Source organism: Cupriavidus pauculus (assembly GCF_003854935.1).
Taxonomy (GTDB): domain Bacteria; phylum Pseudomonadota; class Gammaproteobacteria; order Burkholderiales; family Burkholderiaceae; genus Cupriavidus; species Cupriavidus pauculus_C.
Map to the genome: position 1 here is coordinate 840,416 of NZ_CP033969.1, position 17,858 is coordinate 858,273.

Below are 17,858 nucleotides of genomic sequence, written 5' to 3' on the forward strand. Positions count from 1 at the left end.
CCCTGACGCAACAATCGCAGCTGGCAAGCCGCGCGGTCCACGCCGCGCGACACGCACTGCGCGGTGGCGAACGGGCATTCTGACAGGGGAAACAATGCTGCGCAGCAAAAAACAGGGGCCCGGTACAGTGGTATTCTTGCCCGCTTCCCGCAGCGGACAGTGCGGTCGAGCCACGCTCCCGCCCCCTGTTTGCCGCCGGACAATGCCCGACCGGACCCTGGCGCCCGCCAAAAGCGGGCGAAGCGCAACTGTATCGCAGCCGCAGGGACCCCCGCGACCATTTGCGCGGATTTGGTCGTCGCCGAGTTGTAACGGGATGTGACGGTCAGCGAAGCGCATGCGCCACGCCCACTTTGCGGCAGGCCGCTGCCCGCCTTTCCCCATGATGCCGGCTGACGCCCCGGCCGGACAGGCCCCGAATTCCTTTTCGCTTTGGAGCATTCAAAAATGAACCACCCCACGATGCAAGGTACACCGGCGCTGAACGTGCCGGCCTGGGTCAAGAACCAGAAACTGGTCGCCTGGGTTGCGGAAATCGCCTCGCTGACCAAGCCGGACCAGATCTACTGGTGCGATGGGTCGCAGGAAGAGTACGACCGGCTGTGCGAGCAGATGGTGGCCGCGGGCACCATGCGCCGCCTGAACCCGGCCAAGCGCAAGAATTCGTTCCTGGCCCTGTCCGACCCGTCCGACGTGGCGCGCGTCGAGGACCGTACCTTCATCTGCACCGAGAAGAAGGAACAAGCCGGCCCGACCAACAACTGGACCGCCCCGGCAGAAATGCGCCAGACGCTGGCCGGGCTGTTCGACGGCTGCATGCGCGGCCGCACGCTCTACGTGGTGCCGTTCTCGATGGGCCCGCTGGGCTCGCCCATCGCGCACATCGGCGTGGAGCTGTCCGATTCGCCGTACGTGGCCGTGAACATGCGGATCATGACGCGCATGGGCCGCGCCGTGTACGACGTGCTGGGCGCCGACGGCGAATTCGTGCCGTGCGTGCACACCGTGGGCAAGCCGCTGGCCGCCGGCGAAAAGGACGTGGCGTGGCCGTGCAATCCCACCAAGTACATCGTCCACTTCCCCGAATCGCGCGAGATCTGGTCGTTCGGCTCCGGCTACGGCGGCAACGCGCTGCTGGGCAAGAAGTGCTTTGCGCTGCGGATTGCCTCGACCATGGGCCGCGACGAGGGCTGGCTGGCCGAGCACATGCTGATCCTGGGCGTGACCTCGCCCGAGGGCAAGAAGTACCACGTGGCCGCCGCGTTCCCGTCGGCCTGCGGCAAGACCAACTTCGCCATGCTGATCCCGCCCAAGGGCTTCGACGGCTGGAAGGTCACCACGATCGGCGACGACATCGCCTGGATCAAGCCGGGCCAGGACGGCCGCCTGTACGCGATCAACCCCGAGGCCGGCTACTTTGGCGTGGCGCCGGGCACGAGCGAGAAGACCAACTACAACGCCATGGCGACGCTCAAGGAGAACGTCATCTTCACCAACGTGGCGCTGACCGATGACGGCGACGTGTGGTGGGAAGGCATGACCAAGGAAGCCCCGGCGCACCTGATCGACTGGCAGGGCAAGGACTGGACGCCCGAGATCGCGCGCGAGACCGGCGCCAAGGCCGCCCACCCGAACGCCCGCTTCACCGCGCCGGCGTCGCAGTGCCCGTCGATCGACGAGAACTGGGACAACCCCGCCGGCGTGGCCATCGACGCATTCATCTTCGGCGGCCGCCGCAGCACCACGGTGCCGCTGGTGACCGAGGCCCGCAACTGGACCGAAGGCGTCTACATGGCCGCCACGATGGGCTCCGAAACCACCGCCGCGGCCGCCGGCCAGCAGGGCGTGGTGCGCCGCGACCCGTTCGCCATGCTGCCGTTCTGCGGCTACAACATGAGCGACTACTTCGGCCACTGGCTGGCGCTGGGCAAGAAGCTGGAGGCATCGGGCGCCACGCTGCCGAAGTTCTACTGCGTCAACTGGTTCCGCAAGGACGCCGACGGCAACTTCGTGTGGCCGGGCTTTGGCGAGAACATGCGCGTGCTGTCGTGGATGATCGACCGCGTGGAAGGCCGCGGCCAGGGCCAGGAACACGTGTTCGGCACGTCGCCCCGCTACGCCGACCTGAACTGGGACGGCCTGGCCTTCACGGCCGAACAGTTCGACCAGGTCACCTCGATCGACCGCGACGCCTGGCAGCAGGAACTGGCACTGCACGACGAACTGTTCACGCAGCTCCAGCACAACCTGCCGCCCGCCCTGGTGGAAACCAAGGCAGCCCTGGCCAAGCGACTGGGCTGATTCGCTGGGTGGTGGAAGAAACGCCGGACGGCTGGTGGCCGTCCGGCGTTTTTTGTTTGGGGTCGGCGACGACGCTGAGGACTGCGCTGTCTTGGCTCCCCTCTCCCGCGCGCGGGAGAGGGGTTGAGGGGAGAGGGCGTCGAGGCTCTGCTTGCCGACCGCATCGCATCTTGCGCCGCCGGCCCTCTCCCCCGGCCCCTCTCCCGCCATGCGGGAGAGGGGAGAAGCCCGCCGGGTATTCACAATGCCGCTGTCTTGGCTCCCCTCTCCCGCCGTGCGGAGAGGGGAGAAACCCACCGGGTATTCACAATGCCGCTGTCTTGGCTCCCCTCTCCCGCCGTGCGGGAGAGGGGTTGGGGGAGAGGGCGTCGAGGCTCTGCTTGCCGACCGCATCGCATCCTGCGCCGCCGGCCCTCTCCCCCGGCCCCTTTCCCGCCATGCGGGAGAGGGGAGACCACAAGCGCAAGGCGGAAGCTCGCCTTGTCATCTCCCACAGCCTACCGATACAAAACCTCCGGCAGCCACAGCCCGATTTCCGGGAACACGTACAGCAGCGCCAGCGCCACCACCTGGATGGCCATGAACGGCAGCATGCCGGCGAAGATCTGGTTCAGCGTGACGTGGGGCGGGGCCACGCCCTTGAGGTAGAACGCGGCCATTGCCACCGGGGGCGACAGGAAGGCTGTCTGCAGGTTCAGCGCGACCAGCAGGCCGAAGAACAGCGGGTCGATGCCGAAGTTGTCCAGCAGCGGGATGAAGATCGGCATGAAGATGATGATGATCTCGGTCCATTCCAGCGGCCAGCCCAGCAGGAAGATGATGACCTGCGCCAGGATCATGAACTGCACGGGCGTGAGGTCCAGCGACAGCACCCATTCCTCGACCAGCGCCTGGCCGCCCAGCAGCGCGAACGCGGCCGAGAAGATCGACGAGCCGACGAACAGCCAGCACACCATCGCGCTGGTCTTGACCGTCAGGAACACCGAATCGCGCACCACGCCGTAGTTGAGCTGGCCGTACGCGGCCGCCAGCACCGCGCCGCCGAGCGAGCCCACGGCGGCAGCCTCGGTGGGCGTGGCCAGCCCGAACACGATCGAGCCGAGCACGGCCAGGATCATCACCGCCAGCGGGAAGAACGACGACAGCAGCAGCTTGAAGATTTCCAGCCGGGCGAAGTTGAAGAACCAGTAGAACAGCGCCAGCGCGGCGGCCACGACGGCCAGCGTGATCCAGAACCACGCCGGGGCAGGCCGGGACGGCGCATCAGCCGCCGGGGCAGCCGGCAGGGCCGTGGCCGGGGCGACGTCCTGCGCGGTGGCGGGCTTGGGCGTTACCGTGGCCGGGTCGGCGTTGAGCGGCGCGGGCGCGTCGCTGTCGGCCGGCGGGGCCTGCAGGTCGTCGAACGATTGCGGCGCGGCCTCGGTGGCGGCGCCCATCTCGACCAGGCCGCCGGACGCCTCCACGGCGCGCGGCGCGGTCACCGCCGCGTACATCAGGCTCATCGCCACGGCCACCACGAACGCGGGCATCAGCACCACGCCCAGCTGGCGCATCAGGTAGCCGGCCGGCACGTCGGCGTTGCGGCGTCCCTTGAAAGCCAGCAGCAGCGCGGGCAGCGCGCGATGGCTGAACTGGTCGTGCAGCGTGGCCGCGAAGCCGGACAGCGGAATGACCCGTTCCTCGCGCGACAGCGGCGGCGCCAGCGACGGCTTGAGCTTGGCGATGATGATCGCGTAGACGATGTAGAGCCCGGCCAGCATCAGCCCCGGGAAGAACGCACCCGCATAGAGCTGCACGACCGACACGCCAGCCGTGGCGCCGTAGACGATCAGCAGCACCGACGGCGGAATCAGGATGCCCAGGCAGCCGCCGGCGGTGACCGCCCCGGCCGACAGCTGCGGGCTGTAGCCGGCGCGCAGCATCGCCGGGAATGCCAGCAGCCCCATCAGCGTCACCACCGCGCCGACGATGCCGGTGGCCGTGGCAAACACCGCGCAGGTAATCAGCGTGGCCACCGCCAGCGACCCCGGCAGCCACGCCAGCGCCAGGTGCAGGCTGCGGAACAGCTTCTCGATCAGGTTGGCGCGCTCGACCAGGTAGCCCATGAACACGAACAGCGGCACCGAAATCAGCACGTCGTTGGTCATGACCGCATAGGCGCGCTGGACCATCAGGTCCAGCGTCTGCTCCACGGCGATGGCGGGGTTGGCGTGGCGGTACGCCAGCCACGCGAACAGCACGCCCATGCCCATCAGCGTGAACGCCGTGGGAAAGCCGAGCATGATCGCCACCACGATCAGCGCCAGCATCAACAGGCCCAGGTGGCCGTTGGTCCAGTCGGCCGGGGACGGCATCAGGAAGATCACGGCGCCGATGATCAGCACCATCAGCGTCACGCCGAACCACAGTTCCTTTCTCATTGCGCGCGCTCCTCCACCTTGGGCACCGCGGCCGGCGCCACGCCGTGGGCAGCGTCCTGGCCCACCATCTGCTTGAGCTTGTCGACGTCCACCTCCTCGACGTCGTCCTCGCGCCGGGGCCAGTGGCCCGTGGACACGCACATCACGCAGCGCGCCACCTCGGCCACGCCCTGCAGCAGCAGCAGCGCGCCGGCAATCGGGATGACGGCCTTGAACGGGTAGATCGGCGGCCCGTCGGCGGCAATCGACGAGTGCTCGTTCTGCGCCAGCGACACCTCGAAGAAGTCGATGCCGGCCCAGGCCAGCGCGATCACGCCAGGGAAGAAGAACACCAGGTACAGCACCAGGTCGATGGTGGCCTGCGCGCGCGGCGCCAGGAAGCCGTAGAGAATGTCGCCGCGCACGTGGCCGCGCTTGGCCAGCGTGTAGGCGCCGCCCAGCATGAACAGCGCGCCGTAGAGCATGTTGCTGGCGTCGAACACCCAGGCGTGCGGCGTGCCCAGCGCGTAGCGCGAGAACACCTCGTAGCTGATCATCAGTGTCAGGCCGACGATCAGCCACGAGGCCGCCTGTCCCACGACCGTGCTGATCCGGTCGATACCCAGCAGCAGCTTTTGCATGCGGTGCTCCGTCAGGCGCGCAGGCGTGGCGGCCCCATCAGCCGCGTTTGGTCGAGAAGTAGTACGAGGCGGCCATCCGGTAGTCGACGTTGGTGTCGTTCTGCCAGCGCGTGCTGCGCTGGGCAAACGCCTTCATCGAGTCGTTGACCTTCTTGAACATCGGGTTCTCTTTTTCCTTGCGCGCGACGATCTCGTCCCAGATCTTCAACTGCGCCTGGAGCACCGAGTTGGGCGTGGCATAGAACTTCACGCCCTGTTCCTGCAGCGCCTGGTAGTCCTTCGCGTACCGGTCGATGGCCTTCATCGACATCTCGGCCGAGCTGGCGTCCACGGCATTGGCGATCAGCGCGCGCAGCTTGGGCGACAGCGCCTCGTAGCGCTTGCGGTTGAACAGGATCTCGAACTGCTCCGAGCACTGGTGGAAGCTGCGCAGCATGCAGACCTTGGAGACGTCCTGGAAGCCCAGCGCGCGGTCCGAGCTGGCGTTGTTGAACTCGGCGGCGTCCAGCAGCCCGCGGTCCATCGCCGGCACGATCTCGGCGCCCGGCAGCGCGTTCACGGCGGCGCCCAGCCCGGTGAAGATGTCGATCGACAGCCCGACCGTGCGGAATTTCAGCCCCTTGAAGTCCTCGGGCTTGGTGATCGGCTTCTTGAACCAGCCCAGCGGCTGCGTGGGCATCGGCCCGTACAGGAACGACACCACGTCCAGGTTCAGGCTCTTGTAGATCTCCTGCTGCAGTTCCTTGCCCCCGCCGTACTTGTGCCAGGCCAGCAGCATGTTCGGGTCCATGCCCCAGGCCGGGCCCGAGCCCCAGAGTGCCAGCGCCGAGTTCTTGCCGTACCAGTAGGCAATCACGCCGTGGCCGCCGTCCAGCGTGCCCTTGCTGACCGCGTCGATCAGGTCGAACGCCTTGACCACGGCGCCGGCCGGCAGCAGCTCGATCTTGATCTCGCCGCCCGACATGTCGTTGACCTTCTTGACGAAGTCGCCGGCGAACTCGTGGAAGATGTCCTTGGTCGGCCACGTGCTCTGCCAGCGCATGGTGACCGGCCCCTGGGCCTTGACGATGGCCGGAAAGCCCATCGTGGCTGCGCCGGCCGCCGCCGCGGTGGCGCCGCCGATGAAGCCGCGCCGCGAAACCTTCTCACCGGCACCGCCGGTGCCATCCTTGCGCCTTGCTGCCATGACCGTCTCCCCTTTCGTGTTGGACGAACCGACGAACGACAACTGCACACCCGCCCCCCGGCGCGCCGGCCATGGGGCCGGTGCCGCCTGAAGCGGGACAAAGGCAATAGGAAGGTTTCGGTGCGGGGGCTCGATGCGCCGTGGTCGGGGCGGCGTGCCGCGCGGCGGCCGGCATGGCGCGCGCAGGCAGACATTCGCAGACAGGTTCATGGCCCTTCAGTTGACTTGATCTTAGGCAGCGCTGATCACGTTAACAATGTAGGGATTACCCGATTCGGTGGCGCGCATCGCACGCGGGCCGGCCCGGCGCACGCCCGTGGGGCGCCCCGGCACCCGTGGCGGCTAGGCCGGGTTGCGGTCCAGGCCCAGCTGCTGCACCGCGTACTTGACCAGTTCCGCGCGGCCCTCGATGCCCAGCTTGCGCTTGAGGTTGAGCCGGTGCGTTTCCACCGTGCGCACCGACACCCCGAGCCGCGCGGCGATGTCCTTGTTCGACTGGCCCCGGCCGATGCCGTGCAGGATGTCGCGCTCGCGCGGCGTCAGCGCGTCCAGCGGGCTGATCGCCTGCTCGGCCATGCCGCGGGCAATGCGCGCGCTGTAGAACACCCGCCCGGCCAGCACGGCCTGGATGGCCGCCATCAGCTCGTCGGCCGGCGCATCCTTGAGCACGTAGCCGCGCGCGCCGGCCCGGATGGCCTGGCGCACGTATTCAAGGTTGTCGTGCATCGACACGATCAGCACGGCTACCTCCGGATACCGGTCGTGCAGCGCCCCGGCCAGCGCAATGCCGCCCATGCCGCGCATGCCGATGTCGGTAATCACCAGCTCGGGCACGCTGGCCGGGCCGGCGCCGGCCAGCCACGCCAGCGCCGCCTCGCCGTCGTCGGCCTCGCCCACCACTTCCAGGCCCGGCTGCAGCGCCAGGTGCATGCGCATGCCGTCGCGCACCAGCGCGTGGTCGTCGATCAGCAGCACGCGGGCCGGGGCGTTCGAGGGCGGTGGGACGAGGTCTTCGTCGTGCAAAACGGTCATGACAGGGGGATATCGGTGGAAACGGGGGGCACGGCGGCCACGGCCGACGCAGCGGACGCCGGCAGCACCGCCACCAGCCGCGTGCCGGACGGCATCGACACGATGTCGAACTGTCCGCCCAGCGCGGCCATGCGCTCGCGCAGGTTGCGCAGGCCGATGCCGCGCTGCGGATCGTGCTGCATGCGGGCGACGTCGAAGCCGGTGCCGTCGTCGCGCACGGTCAGGCGCGTGGCCGACGGCGAGAAATCGAGTTCGATGCGGACATGCCGCGCGTGCGCGTGGCGCTCCACGTTGGCCAGCGCCTCCTGCGCGATGCGGAACAGCGCCGTGGCCTGCTCGTCGGACAGCGTGCGCGGCTGGCCGGACTGCGCCACCTCCACGCTTAGCGTGCTGCCGGCCTGCATCTCGCGCGCCAGATGCTGCAGCGCCGCAAACAGGCCCAGGTCGTCCAGCAGGGCGGGGCGCAGGTTGCGGGCCACGCGCCGCACCTCGTTGAACGCCGAATCGAGCCGGTGCAGCGCCATGCCAAGGATGGGTGCCACCGCGGCACCGTCGGCCGGGGCCGTGCGGATGCGGTTGGCGGCGGCTTCCAGCACCAGCTTGACCGACACCAGCAACTGGCCGATGCCGTCGTGCAGCTCGCGCGACAGCCGCGCGCGTTCCTCTTCCTGCGACTGCACCACGCGCTGCGCAAGCTGGCGCAGCTTGGCGTCGGCCTCGCGGTGTTCGCTGATGTTCAGCGCCAGCCCGCTGGCGGCCACCAGCAGGATGCTGATGCCGGCGATCACGCCGATCCAGGCCATGGTCTCGCGGATGTCGGTCTCGGCGCGCGCGTCGAGCTGGCGCAGCGTCCGCTCGACGTCGTCCAGGTAGATGCCGGTGCCGAGCATCCAGTTCCAGCCCGGCACGGCCACCACGTAGCCCAGCTTGGGCACGGTCTGCTTCGACGACGGCTTCTGCCACATGTAGCGCACGGACCCGCCGCCAGCCTTGGCGGCCGTCACCAGCTTCTGGATCGTCAGCGCGCCCTGCGGGTCGCGCATCAGCCACAGGTCCTGTCCCACCAGCTCGGGCTGGCGCGGATGCATCAGATTCCGACCCTGCAGGTCGTAGAGGAAGAAGTAGCCGTCCGGGCCGTAGTCCAGCCGGGCCAGTGCCTCCATGGCCGCCTGGCGCGTGGCGGCGTCGGTGCGGCCCGACTGCACCATCGGCGCAATGGCGCTCTGGGCCAGGTCGACGTAGTGGCGCAGCTCGGTTTCCTTGCTCTGCAGGTAGGCGGCTTCCACCAGCGCGCGCTCGTGGCGCGCCAGCGCGGTGGCCTGGTAGCGCACGGCAAAGGCGATGCCGAGCATCGCGACGGCCAGGGGCGCCACGGCCAGCAACAGGATCTTTTGGCGGAGTTTCATCTGAACCGGGGGTAAACACCGATGCCGGGGAGGCCGCCTGGCATCGTCGGTCTACGTACTACTACGCACCGGTGTTGCGTAGTTTCGCGCTTGTGCCGACATGGGCGGCTGTCAATACTACACGCCGGTTCGCGTCCGGGCTTGCCCCGCGCCGCAAACCGACGCAGTAGGTGCGCCGCGGCATGGCATTTCCGCCAGATCCGGGACGCACTGCCTGCCTGCACGGCAAGATCCGGGACCAGACGAGAACAGACCGGGCGCCCGCAGACGTCCCAGGAGACCCCGTTTTCCGCGCGACACGTCCGCGTCCGCCATCCGGCACCGCCCCCGCTGCCCGCCTGTCTGCCGCCGCAGGTTCTTTCAGCCGGTCTGAGGAGACCCTTCAACATGAATCGCATCGGACAACACCTGTTGTGGCTGGCCGTCGCCGTGCTCGGCGCATTTGCCTTTGCCACTGTCGCGCTGTCGCGCGGTGAAGCCGTCAGCGCACTGTGGATCGTGGTTGCCGCGCTCTGCATCTACCTGATCGCCTACCGCTACTACAGCCGCTTCATCGCCGACAAGGTGATGCAGCTCGACCCCAAACGCATGACGCCCGCGTGGCGCCACAACGACGGCCTGGACTACGTGCCGACCAACAAGGCGGTGCTGTTCGGCCACCATTTCGCCGCCATTGCCGGCGCGGGGCCGCTGGTGGGCCCGGTGCTGGCCGCGCAGATGGGCTACCTGCCCGGCATGCTGTGGCTGCTGGCCGGCGTGGTGTTCGCCGGCGCGGTGCAGGACTTCATGGTGCTGTTCATCTCCACGCGCCGCGACGGCCGCTCGCTGGGCGACCTGGTCAAGTCCGAGATGGGTACCGTGCCCGGCATGATCGCGCTGTTCGGCTGCTTCATGATCATGATCATCATCCTGGCGGTGCTGGCGCTGATCGTGGTGAAGGCGCTGGCCGATTCGCCGTGGGGCACGTTCACCGTGGCCGTGACAATCCCGATCGCGATCTTCATGGGCATCTACACGCGCTACATCCGCCCTGGCCGCATCGGCGAGGTGTCGGTCATCGGCTTCGTGCTGCTGATGGCGGCCATCGTCGGCGGCCAGTACGTGCACGAGAGCGCCACGCTGGCGCCGCTGTTCACGTACGACGGCAAGGCGCTGACCTGGATGCTGATCGGCTACGGCTTCGTGGCCGCCGTGCTGCCCGTGTGGCTGCTGCTGGCGCCGCGCGACTACCTGTCCACGTTCCTCAAGATCGGCACGATCATCGCGCTGGCCATCGGCATCCTGATCGTCGCGCCCGAGCTGAAGATGCCCGCGCTGACGCAGTTCGCGGCCGGCGGCGGTCCGGTGTGGTCGGGCAACCTGTTCCCGTTCCTGTTCATCACCATCGCCTGCGGCGCGGTGTCGGGCTTCCACGCGCTGATCTCGTCGGGCACCACGCCCAAGCTGCTGGAAAACGAGACGCACGCGCGCTTCATCGGCTACGGCGCGATGCTGGCCGAGTCGTTCGTCGCCATCATGGCCCTGGTGGCCGCGTCGGTGATCGAGCCGGGCGTCTACTTTGCGATGAACAGCCCGGCCGCCGTGATCGGCACGACGCCGGAGGCCGTGGCGGCCACCGTGTCGACCTGGGGCTTCGTCATCACGCCTGACGTGCTGATCCAGACCGCCAAGGATGTTGGCGAAAATACGATCATCTCGCGCGCCGGCGGTGCCCCGACGCTGGCGGTGGGCATCGCGCACATCCTGCACCAGGTGGTGGGCGGCCAGGCCATGATGGCGTTCTGGTACCACTTTGCCATCCTGTTCGAGGCGCTGTTCATCCTGACCGCCGTCGACGCGGGCACCCGCGCCGGCCGCTTCATGCTGCAGGACCTGCTGGGCAGCTTCGTGCCGGCGCTGAAGAAGACCGAGTCGCTGTCGGCCAACCTGATCGCCACCGGCCTGACCGTGGCGGCCTGGGGCTACTTCCTGTACCAGGGCGTGGTCGATCCGCTGGGTGGCATCAACACGCTGTGGCCGCTGTTCGGCATCTCGAACCAGATGCTGGCCGCCGTGGCGCTGGTGCTGGGCACGTGCGTGCTGGTCAAGATGAAGCGCGGCCAGTACGCCTGGGTGACGCTGGTGCCCACGGTCTGGCTGCTGATCTGCACGCTGACCGCTGGCTGGCAGAAGCTGTTCAGCGCCGACCCGAAGGTCAGCTTCCTGACGCACGCCGAGAAGTTCAGCGCCGCCATTGCCGAGGGCAAGGTGCTGGCGCCGGCCAAGTCGATGGAGCAGATGCACCGCATCGTCTTCAACGACTACCTGGACGCCGGCCTGTGCGCGCTGTTCATGTTCGTGGTGCTGTCGATCGTGTTCTACGGCTTCAAGACCGCGATGCAGGCCCGTGGCGCCACCCGCCGCACCGACAGCGAGACGCCGTTCGAACCGCTGCCGGCGCAGGCTTCGGCCGCATCGCACTGACCCCGGAGGGCCACCGCCATGCTCGAACAGATCGGTACCATGGGCCGCTACCTGGGCCAGTCGCTGCGGCTGATGGTGGGCCTGCCCGACTACCAGACCTACGTGGCCCACATGGAAAGCACCCACCCGGACCGCGCGCCGATGACGTACGAGGAATTCTTCCGCGAGCGTCAGGAGGCCCGCTACGGCGGCGGCCAGGGCAAGTGCTGCTGACCTGTCGGGGCGGGGCGCCGGCCTGCGGTTGCCCGCCCCGTCGCACCAGTCTGACGAAGGCGGCCCCCCCGGGCCGCTTTTTTTCGTCTGCGACTTTGTGACGTACTATTGCGCGCTGTTGCGCCGGAGCATCGGTTTTTAATGCTTCGAAACCGTTTCTGCAGCGGGTTACAGGGCTTCACAACTGGTTACAGCAAGGGCAGGGTTGCTTCTCTACACTCCGCTTCCAGATACACACCACATAAGGAAAATACGATGTCTCGCCAACCTCTTCGCAATCTGACTCTGGCTCTTGCCCTCTCGGCGGCTACGCTGCCGGCGTTTGCAGGGGGTGACCTGAACAACGCACTGGGCGGTGGCCTGGGCGGCGTGGCGGGTGCCGCGGTAGGCGGCGCCCTGGGTGGCAGCACCGGCGCCGTGATCGGCGGTGCGGTGGGCGGCGGCGCGGGTGGCGCGCTGACGTCGAACCGCCGCGAGCGCACCGGCGCCATCATCGGCGGCGCCCTGGGCGGCGGCGCCGGCACGGCAGCGGGCAACGCCATGGGCGGCCGCACTGGCGGCCTGGTGGGCGCGGGCCTGGGCGGCGCGGCAGGCGCGGCGCTGGGCGGCAACGTGTCGCGCAGCAATTCGTACGACGACGACCGCCGCTACTACAAGCGCAGCAAGCATCGCCGCCATCGTCATCACGACTGATGACAAGCGACAACGGGCCCTGTGGGGCCCGTTTTGATTTTGAGAATCGGCTGATGGCGGCCGGGGCGAAATCTGGCTACACTAGCTAAGTATATTAGCTAAGCGCGGATGCCATGCTTACCGTCAACATGCACGATGCCAAGAGCCAGCTTTCCAAGCTTGTGGAAGCCCTGGAGACTGGCAACGAACAGGAAGTCATCATTGCGCGGAACGGCAAGCCTGCGGCCAGGCTCGTTCCTGTGCAGCCCGCGTTCTCGCAGCGGATCGGCGGGGGCAGGGCGATCTTCGCGGGCGCGCTGGAGGACCTGTCTCTGGAGCAGATCAACGCCAGTGACGACGAAGTCGCGGCCATGTTCCAGGGAGGCACGGATTGAGACTGCTCCTGGATACGCACATTGCATTGTGGGCTGCCACGGCTGCGCCCCAGCTGTCGCAGGCAGCGGCGCGGCTCATCGACGATCCCGCAAACGAGATCCATGTATCGACGGTCAGCCTGTGGGAAATCGGCATCAAGGCCGGCCTGGGGAAGCTGCCTTTGACAGCCACCCAGGCCTCGGCCATGTTCGACCTCTGCGGATATCAGTCGCTGGCGCTCGCCAAGTCTCATGCGCGGACGCTGGATGGCCTGGCAATGAATGCCGACCACAAGGACCCCTTCGACCGGATGCTGGTGGCCCAGGCATTGACCGAAGGCATGACCTTGCTGACCGCCGACGCAAAGATGATGGCTTACAGGCCGACCGCGCGGCTGGTCTGACCCTCGCCGCCAAAACAAAAAAGCCCGTACCGGTTGGTACGGGCTTTTTGCGAATCCGGTGTAGCTTAGATGGCCGCGCCGTCGGTGTAGACGTCGAACGACTTGGCGCCGTCGGTGAAGCTGTCGAACTTGCCGGTCTTCGCGCCATCGGTGAACGGGTCGAACTTGCCAGCCTTGGCACCGTCCGTGTACGGATCGAATTTCGTGGCCTTGGCGCCGTCGGTGAACGGGTCGAACTTGCCGGCCTTGGCGAAGGCGGGGGCAGCGGCCAGGGTGAGGGTCAGGGTGGCGATCAGGGCGAGTTGGCGCTTCATGGCGTATCCTTCACTTTTGCTTTGGATGCCGGGAAAACCTGTATTGCTGCGGCGCGGCATCTGATGACTGGATATTAGGCATTCCCCTGATATGAATAAATACATGCCTCCACAATGATTGATTGTGGTTTCAACAATAAACTGTGCGCGCCGTGTAAAAGTTCACGGCTTAGTCGGGGGACTATGTCATGGATCGGCTGCAATCGATGCGCGTCTTCGCCAAGGTGGTCGAACTTGGCAGCTTCGCCCGTGCGGCGCAGCAACTTGAAATGTCCAACGCCGTGGTCACCCGCTACGTGGCCGATCTGGAGAGCCACCTCGGCACCCGGCTGCTGAACCGCACCACGCGCAGCCTGTCGCTGACCGACGCCGGGGAGACCTACCTGCAGCGCTGCGCGCAGATCCTGGAGGACGTGGAGGAAGCCGAATCCATCGTCACGGCCCGGAGCCAATCACTATCCGGGACGCTGCGGCTGGTGGCGCCGGTCATGTTCGGGCTGCACCTGCTGCCGCAGACGCTGGAACGCTTCCACCAGATGTATCCCGACGTGGTGTTCGACGTGCAATTGTCCGACCGCATGGTCGATATCGTCGAGGAGGGGCGCGACGTCGGCGTGATGCTGTCCGATCTGGGGCTGGGATCCCATCTTGTGGCGCGCCCGCTGATCTCGGCCGAGATCATCCTGTGCGCGTCGCCCGGCTATCTGCGCGAGCACCCGCCGCTGCGTACCGCCCATGACCTGTCCAGCCATCGCGCCATCGCGATGCGGCTGCCGACCGCCGAGCACGAGTGGACGCTGTCCGGCCCCGAAGGCGAGGTCACGGTGCCGATCCGGCCCGGCCTGCTGTGCAGCAACGCCGAGCTGGCGCACCAGGCGGCGCTGTCCAACATGGGCATCGCGATGCTGTCGTCGTATCTGGCGCGGCCCAATATCGAGGCCGGCCGGCTGGTGCACATCCTGCCGCAGTACCAGTTGCCGCGCCGCGACGTGAGCGTGGTCTACCCGAGCCGCAAGTTCCTGCCGACCAAGGTGCGCGCGTTCATCGACTTCCTGCTGGAGGAAGGCAAGCAGCGCGCCGGCGAGAGCGTCGCCAAGGCCGTCGCCAAATAGAAAACGGCGAGGCATGCGCCTCGCCGTTCTGCCTGCCGCGGACGTCAGCCGCCCGCGATTACTCTTCCGCTTCCGCCGTCTGCTTGGCCGCCGTGCGCGACTTCTTCGCAGCGGCGGTCTTGGCGGCCGTCTTGGTTGCCGCCTTCTTGGCCGGGGCCTTCTTGGCAGGCGCCTTCTTGGCCGCCACCTTCGCCGGCGCGGCCTCGGCGGCGTCATCGCCCTTGGCGGCGGTCTTTGCCGCGGTCTTGGCCGCCGTCTTCGCGCCCGGCTTGGCGCCGGCCTTGGGCTCGCGGGCCTCGAACTCGAAGCCGATCTTGCCGTCGGGCTGCTTGACCAGGAACGCCTTGAAGTTACGGCCCGTGCGCGACGACTTGAAGCCGGTCAGCAGGTCGGTCTTGCCGGCGGTCAGCAGCTTGCCGATCTGCTCGCGCGAGATTTCCTGCTGCAGGATGATCTTGCCGGTCGTGAAGTCGCAGGTCTTCTCGCTGCCGACGGCGTTCTCGCAGACGTACTTCATGCCGTGCTCGTACACCGACCCGTTGCACTTCGGGCAGTGGCCAACCGGCGTCTGCTCGCTGAAATCGACGGGCTCGTCGTCTTCGTCGTCGTTCTGTCCGAAGTCGAACTCCATCTTCCAGTGGCCTTCGTCGTCCTTGGCCAGCTTCAGGATCGCCGCGAACGGGCGCCCCATCTTGCTGCGGAAGCCCTGGAGCGGACCAATTTCCTTCTTCAGCAGCAGTTCCTCGACCTCGTCGATCTCGAACTGGCGGCCGCCCGGAATCTTGCTGATCGAGAAGTCGCAGGCCGTGCAGGCAAAGCGGCGGTAGTTTTCCTTGACCTGGCCGCCGCACTGCGGGCACGGCGTGTCCAGCGTCGCGTAGTCGCCGGGGATCGTGTCGCTGTCGTATTCCTTGGCGCGCTTGACGATCTGCTGCGTCATCTGCGCGATCTCGCGCATGAACTCGTCGCGCTTCAGCCGCCCGCGCTCGATCTGCGACAGCTTGTGCTCCCACTCGCCGGTCAGCTCGGCCTGCGTCAGTTCCAGCACGCCCAGCCCGCGCAGCAGCGTCATCAGCTGGAACGCCTTGGCGGTCGGAATCAGCTCGCGGCCCTCGCGCACCAAGTACTTCTCGGTCAGCAGCCCTTCGATGATGGCCGCGCGCGTGGCCGGCGTGCCCAGGCCCTTGCCGGCCATGGCCTCGCGCAGCGCGTCGTCGTCCACCAGCTTGCCGGCGCCTTCCATGGCCGACAGCAGCGTGGCTTCGTTGTAGCGGGCCGGCGGGCGCGTGGTCAGGCCGACGGCTTCCACCTTGTCGGTCTTGACCTTCTCGTCCTTCTGCACCGGCACGAGGTTGGCGTCCTTGTCGTCCTTGCCCTGGCCCTCGCGGCCGTAGATCACCAGCCAGCCCGGGTTGACCAGCACCTTGCCTTCGGTCTTGAAGTGATGGCCGGCCACCTCGGTGATGCGCGTGGTCACCTGGAACTCGGCCACCGGGAAGAACACGGCCAGGAAGCGGCGCACGACCAGGTCGTACAGCTTCTGCTCGGGCTCGGACAGGTTCTTCGGCGCCTGCAGCGTCGGGATGATGGCGAAGTGGTCGCTGATCTTGCTGTTGTCGAAGATCCGCTTGTTCGGCTTGACCCAGCCCTGCGCCAGGATCTTCTTGGCGTGGGGCAGGTAGTTCGGCGAGCTGTCGGCCAGCATGTCCATGGTCTGCTTGACCGTGTCCAGGTAGTCCTCGGGCAGCGCGCGGGCGTCGGTACGCGGGTACGTGAGCACCTTGTGCTTCTCGTACAGCGCCTGTGCCAGGCCCAGCGTGTTCTTGGCCGAGAAGCCGAAGCGCGAGTTGGCCTCGCGCTGCAGCGTGGTCAGGTCGAACAGGGCCGGCGACTGCTGCGTCGACGGCTTCGATTCCTCGGTGACCGTGCCCGGCTTGTCGCGGCACGCCGCCACGATGCTCTTGGCCTCGGCCTCGCTCCAGAGCCGCGACTCGCGCGCCTCGGGGTCGAACTCGTTCTTCTTGAACTTCGGGTCGTACCAGCGGCCTTCGTACAGGCCGGCGGCGGCGATGAACTCGGCGCGCACTTCCCAGTAGTCGCGCGGCACGAAGTGCTTGATCTTCTCTTCGCGCTCCACCACGATCGACAGCGTCGGCGTCTGCACGCGCCCGACGGTGGTCAGGAAGAAGCCGCCGCCCTTGCTGTTGAACGCCGTCATGGCGCGGGTGCCGTTGATGCCGACCAGCCAGTCGGCCTCGGACCGGCAGCGCGCGGCATCGGCCAGCGGCAGCATGTCCTCGTCCTCGCGCAGCGCGGCAAACCCGTCGCGGATCGCCTGCGGCGTCATCGACTGCAGCCACAGCCGGCGCACCGGCTGCTTGGCCTTCGCCTGCTGGGCGATCAGCCGGAAGATCAGCTCCCCCTCGCGCCCCGCGTCGCAGGCGTTGATCAGCGCGGTGACATCCTTGCGCTTGATGAGCCGGTTCAGCACCTTCAGGCGCGACTCGGTCTTGGGGATCGGGCGCAGGTCGAAGTGCGGCGGGATGACCGGGAGGTTGGTGAAGCTCCACTTGCCCCGCTTGACCTCGTATTCGTCAGGCGCGGCGATTTCCACCAGATGGCCAACGGCCGAGGACAGCACGTAGTCGTCGCTCTCGAAATACTCGTCGTGCTTGGTAAAGCCTCCGAGGGCGCGCGCGATATCGGCGGCGACCGAAGGCTTTTCCGCGATGATGAGGGCTTTAGACATTCAACGGGTCCTTGTGGCAACCACTGCCGGGAAGGGCAGTTCGCGCCTCTTGAAATTCACAGCAAACTATGTAAACACCACGCCTGGGCTTTGAGGCGCCAATAATAAGCGCGGTTTCGACGGCGGTGCAAGCAAACGCCGCCCGCCGGCCTGACGGCGCTCAACCGTTGCCGCCCACCTTGCCAAGTAGCCAGGGCAGCACTTCCGGCACGTCCGACGCCGGGGCGCCCATCGACGCGCCGCGCGCCAGCATCCGCTCCAGCACATCCAGGTGGGGCAGCACAGTACCGTAGAACTGCGGCGCCCCGCCCGCGATGGGCTGAATCAATACAGTAGGAAAATTTTCGATGTCGATGTCCTCGCCCAGATAGTCCGAGTGGGTTTCGACGTCGATCCAGACGAAACAGTCGTCCGGATAACGTGCCGCCAACGCCGCAAATCCAGGCTGGTATTCCTTGCACGTCCCGCACCAGTCCGCGCACAGGCAGGCCACCAGCCGCCCCTGGGGGCGGGCCAGCAGCGCCTGGCGCACGGTTGCGGGGTCCTGCTCGGGAAAGTAAACGGCCATGGCAGTCGGGATGTGAGGCAAGGG

15 protein-coding genes are annotated in these 17,858 nt (G+C 67.3%); 7 read left to right on the forward strand and 8 right to left on the reverse strand.

Going from position 1 to position 17,858, the window contains the following annotated elements:
• The first annotated feature begins 447 nt into the window (after positions 1 to 447).
• On the forward strand, positions 448 to 2,301 hold the full coding sequence (locus tag EHF44_RS05555; RefSeq protein ID WP_124682831.1) for a phosphoenolpyruvate carboxykinase (GTP): 1,854 nt from the start codon (positions 448 to 450) through the stop codon (positions 2,299 to 2,301).
• Positions 2,302 to 2,798: 497 nt separating this feature from the next.
• On the opposite strand, the gene EHF44_RS05560 is transcribed toward EHF44_RS05555, so the two are convergent.
• The 5 genes from EHF44_RS05560 to EHF44_RS05580 all read right to left on the reverse strand — a co-directional run bounded on the left by EHF44_RS05560 (position 2,799) and on the right by EHF44_RS05580 (position 8,965).
• The gene (locus EHF44_RS05560) at positions 2,799 to 4,721 is read right to left on the reverse strand and encodes a TRAP transporter large permease (RefSeq protein WP_124682832.1); all 1,923 of its coding nucleotides are present in this window, start codon (positions 4,719 to 4,721) and stop codon (positions 2,799 to 2,801) included.
• Complete coding sequence (locus EHF44_RS05565) at positions 4,718 to 5,341, reverse strand: TRAP transporter small permease subunit (protein WP_124682833.1); 624 nt, start codon at positions 5,339 to 5,341, stop codon at positions 4,718 to 4,720. Before EHF44_RS05565 ends, EHF44_RS05560 begins: the two co-directional genes overlap by 4 nt.
• Positions 5,342 to 5,378: 37 nt before the next feature.
• A complete protein-coding gene (locus tag EHF44_RS05570; protein WP_124682834.1) occupies positions 5,379 to 6,527 on the reverse strand; it encodes a TRAP transporter substrate-binding protein in 1,149 nt (382 codons plus the stop codon).
• Positions 6,528 to 6,869: 342 nt separating this feature from the next.
• Positions 6,870 to 7,559 (reverse strand): response regulator, encoded by a 690-nt coding sequence (locus tag EHF44_RS05575; RefSeq protein WP_124682835.1) that lies wholly within the window; start codon positions 7,557 to 7,559, stop codon positions 6,870 to 6,872.
• Positions 7,556 to 8,965, reverse strand: coding sequence for a cache domain-containing protein (locus EHF44_RS05580; protein WP_124682836.1), 1,410 nt, complete (start codon positions 8,963 to 8,965; stop codon positions 7,556 to 7,558). Before EHF44_RS05580 ends, EHF44_RS05575 begins: the two co-directional genes overlap by 4 nt.
• 387 nt (positions 8,966 to 9,352) lie before the next feature.
• Here EHF44_RS05580 and EHF44_RS05585 point away from each other — a divergent pair, with 387 nt between their 5' ends.
• From EHF44_RS05585 to EHF44_RS05605, 5 genes are all read left to right on the forward strand, one after another.
• A complete protein-coding gene (locus tag EHF44_RS05585) occupies positions 9,353 to 11,428 on the forward strand; it encodes a carbon starvation CstA family protein (protein WP_124682837.1) in 2,076 nt (691 codons plus the stop codon).
• Positions 11,429 to 11,446: 18 nt separating this feature from the next.
• Positions 11,447 to 11,641 (forward strand): YbdD/YjiX family protein, encoded by a 195-nt coding sequence (locus EHF44_RS05590; protein ID WP_092138396.1) that lies wholly within the window; start codon positions 11,447 to 11,449, stop codon positions 11,639 to 11,641.
• Between the two features lie 255 nt (positions 11,642 to 11,896).
• A complete protein-coding gene (locus tag EHF44_RS05595) occupies positions 11,897 to 12,334 on the forward strand; it encodes a hypothetical protein (protein WP_124682838.1) in 438 nt (145 codons plus the stop codon).
• Between the two features lie 113 nt (positions 12,335 to 12,447).
• Positions 12,448 to 12,708, forward strand: coding sequence for a type II toxin-antitoxin system Phd/YefM family antitoxin (locus EHF44_RS05600; protein WP_124682839.1), 261 nt, complete (start codon positions 12,448 to 12,450; stop codon positions 12,706 to 12,708).
• Positions 12,705 to 13,091 carry a type II toxin-antitoxin system VapC family toxin gene (locus EHF44_RS05605; RefSeq protein ID WP_124682840.1) on the forward strand — a complete coding sequence of 129 codons (387 nt, stop codon included), beginning with the start codon at positions 12,705 to 12,707 and terminating at the stop codon, positions 13,089 to 13,091. The genes EHF44_RS05600 and EHF44_RS05605 overlap by 4 nt, the downstream gene beginning before the upstream one ends.
• Positions 13,092 to 13,156: 65 nt before the next feature.
• Here the strand turns inward: EHF44_RS05605 and EHF44_RS05610 are convergent, their stop codons facing one another.
• Entirely contained in the window at positions 13,157 to 13,405 is a 249-nt protein-coding gene (locus EHF44_RS05610) for a hypothetical protein (protein WP_124682841.1), read from the reverse strand.
• A 188-nt stretch (positions 13,406 to 13,593) separates the two neighbouring features.
• Between EHF44_RS05610 and EHF44_RS05615 the strand changes: the two genes are divergently transcribed.
• Positions 13,594 to 14,517 (forward strand): LysR family transcriptional regulator, encoded by a 924-nt coding sequence (locus EHF44_RS05615; protein WP_124682842.1) that lies wholly within the window; start codon positions 13,594 to 13,596, stop codon positions 14,515 to 14,517.
• Between the two features lie 58 nt (positions 14,518 to 14,575).
• On the opposite strand, the gene EHF44_RS05620 is transcribed toward EHF44_RS05615, so the two are convergent.
• Together EHF44_RS05620 and EHF44_RS05625 are read right to left on the reverse strand one after the other, a co-directional pair.
• Positions 14,576 to 17,266: a DNA topoisomerase III gene (locus EHF44_RS05620; RefSeq protein WP_124682843.1), complete on the reverse strand. Its 2,691-nt coding sequence runs from the start codon at positions 17,264 to 17,266 to the stop codon at positions 14,576 to 14,578.
• 160 nt (positions 17,267 to 17,426) lie between these two features.
• On the reverse strand, positions 17,427 to 17,834 hold the full coding sequence (locus EHF44_RS05625) for a thioredoxin family protein (RefSeq protein WP_124682844.1): 408 nt from the start codon (positions 17,832 to 17,834) through the stop codon (positions 17,427 to 17,429).
• Positions 17,835 to 17,858 lie beyond the last annotated feature (24 nt).

Coding starts and splice junctions, on each gene's coding strand:
- EHF44_RS05555 (WP_124682831.1), top strand. CDS start 448: ATGAACCACCCCACGATGCAAGGTACACCGGCGCTGAACGTGCCGGCC.
- EHF44_RS05565 (WP_124682833.1), bottom strand. CDS start 5,341: ATGCAAAAGCTGCTGCTGGGTATCGACCGGATCAGCACGGTCGTGGGA.
- EHF44_RS05600 (WP_124682839.1), top strand. CDS start 12,448: ATGCTTACCGTCAACATGCACGATGCCAAGAGCCAGCTTTCCAAGCTT.
- EHF44_RS05595 (WP_124682838.1), top strand. CDS start 11,897: ATGTCTCGCCAACCTCTTCGCAATCTGACTCTGGCTCTTGCCCTCTCG.
- EHF44_RS05560 (WP_124682832.1), bottom strand. CDS start 4,721: ATGAGAAAGGAACTGTGGTTCGGCGTGACGCTGATGGTGCTGATCATC.
- EHF44_RS05610 (WP_124682841.1), bottom strand. CDS start 13,405: ATGAAGCGCCAACTCGCCCTGATCGCCACCCTGACCCTCACCCTGGCC.
- EHF44_RS05590 (WP_092138396.1), top strand. CDS start 11,447: ATGCTCGAACAGATCGGTACCATGGGCCGCTACCTGGGCCAGTCGCTG.
- EHF44_RS05620 (WP_124682843.1), bottom strand. CDS start 17,266: ATGTCTAAAGCCCTCATCATCGCGGAAAAGCCTTCGGTCGCCGCCGAT.
- EHF44_RS05615 (WP_124682842.1), top strand. CDS start 13,594: ATGGATCGGCTGCAATCGATGCGCGTCTTCGCCAAGGTGGTCGAACTT.
- EHF44_RS05585 (WP_124682837.1), top strand. CDS start 9,353: ATGAATCGCATCGGACAACACCTGTTGTGGCTGGCCGTCGCCGTGCTC.
- EHF44_RS05625 (WP_124682844.1), bottom strand. CDS start 17,834: ATGGCCGTTTACTTTCCCGAGCAGGACCCCGCAACCGTGCGCCAGGCG.
- EHF44_RS05580 (WP_124682836.1), bottom strand. CDS start 8,965: ATGAAACTCCGCCAAAAGATCCTGTTGCTGGCCGTGGCGCCCCTGGCC.
- EHF44_RS05575 (WP_124682835.1), bottom strand. CDS start 7,559: ATGACCGTTTTGCACGACGAAGACCTCGTCCCACCGCCCTCGAACGCC.
- EHF44_RS05570 (WP_124682834.1), bottom strand. CDS start 6,527: ATGGCAGCAAGGCGCAAGGATGGCACCGGCGGTGCCGGTGAGAAGGTT.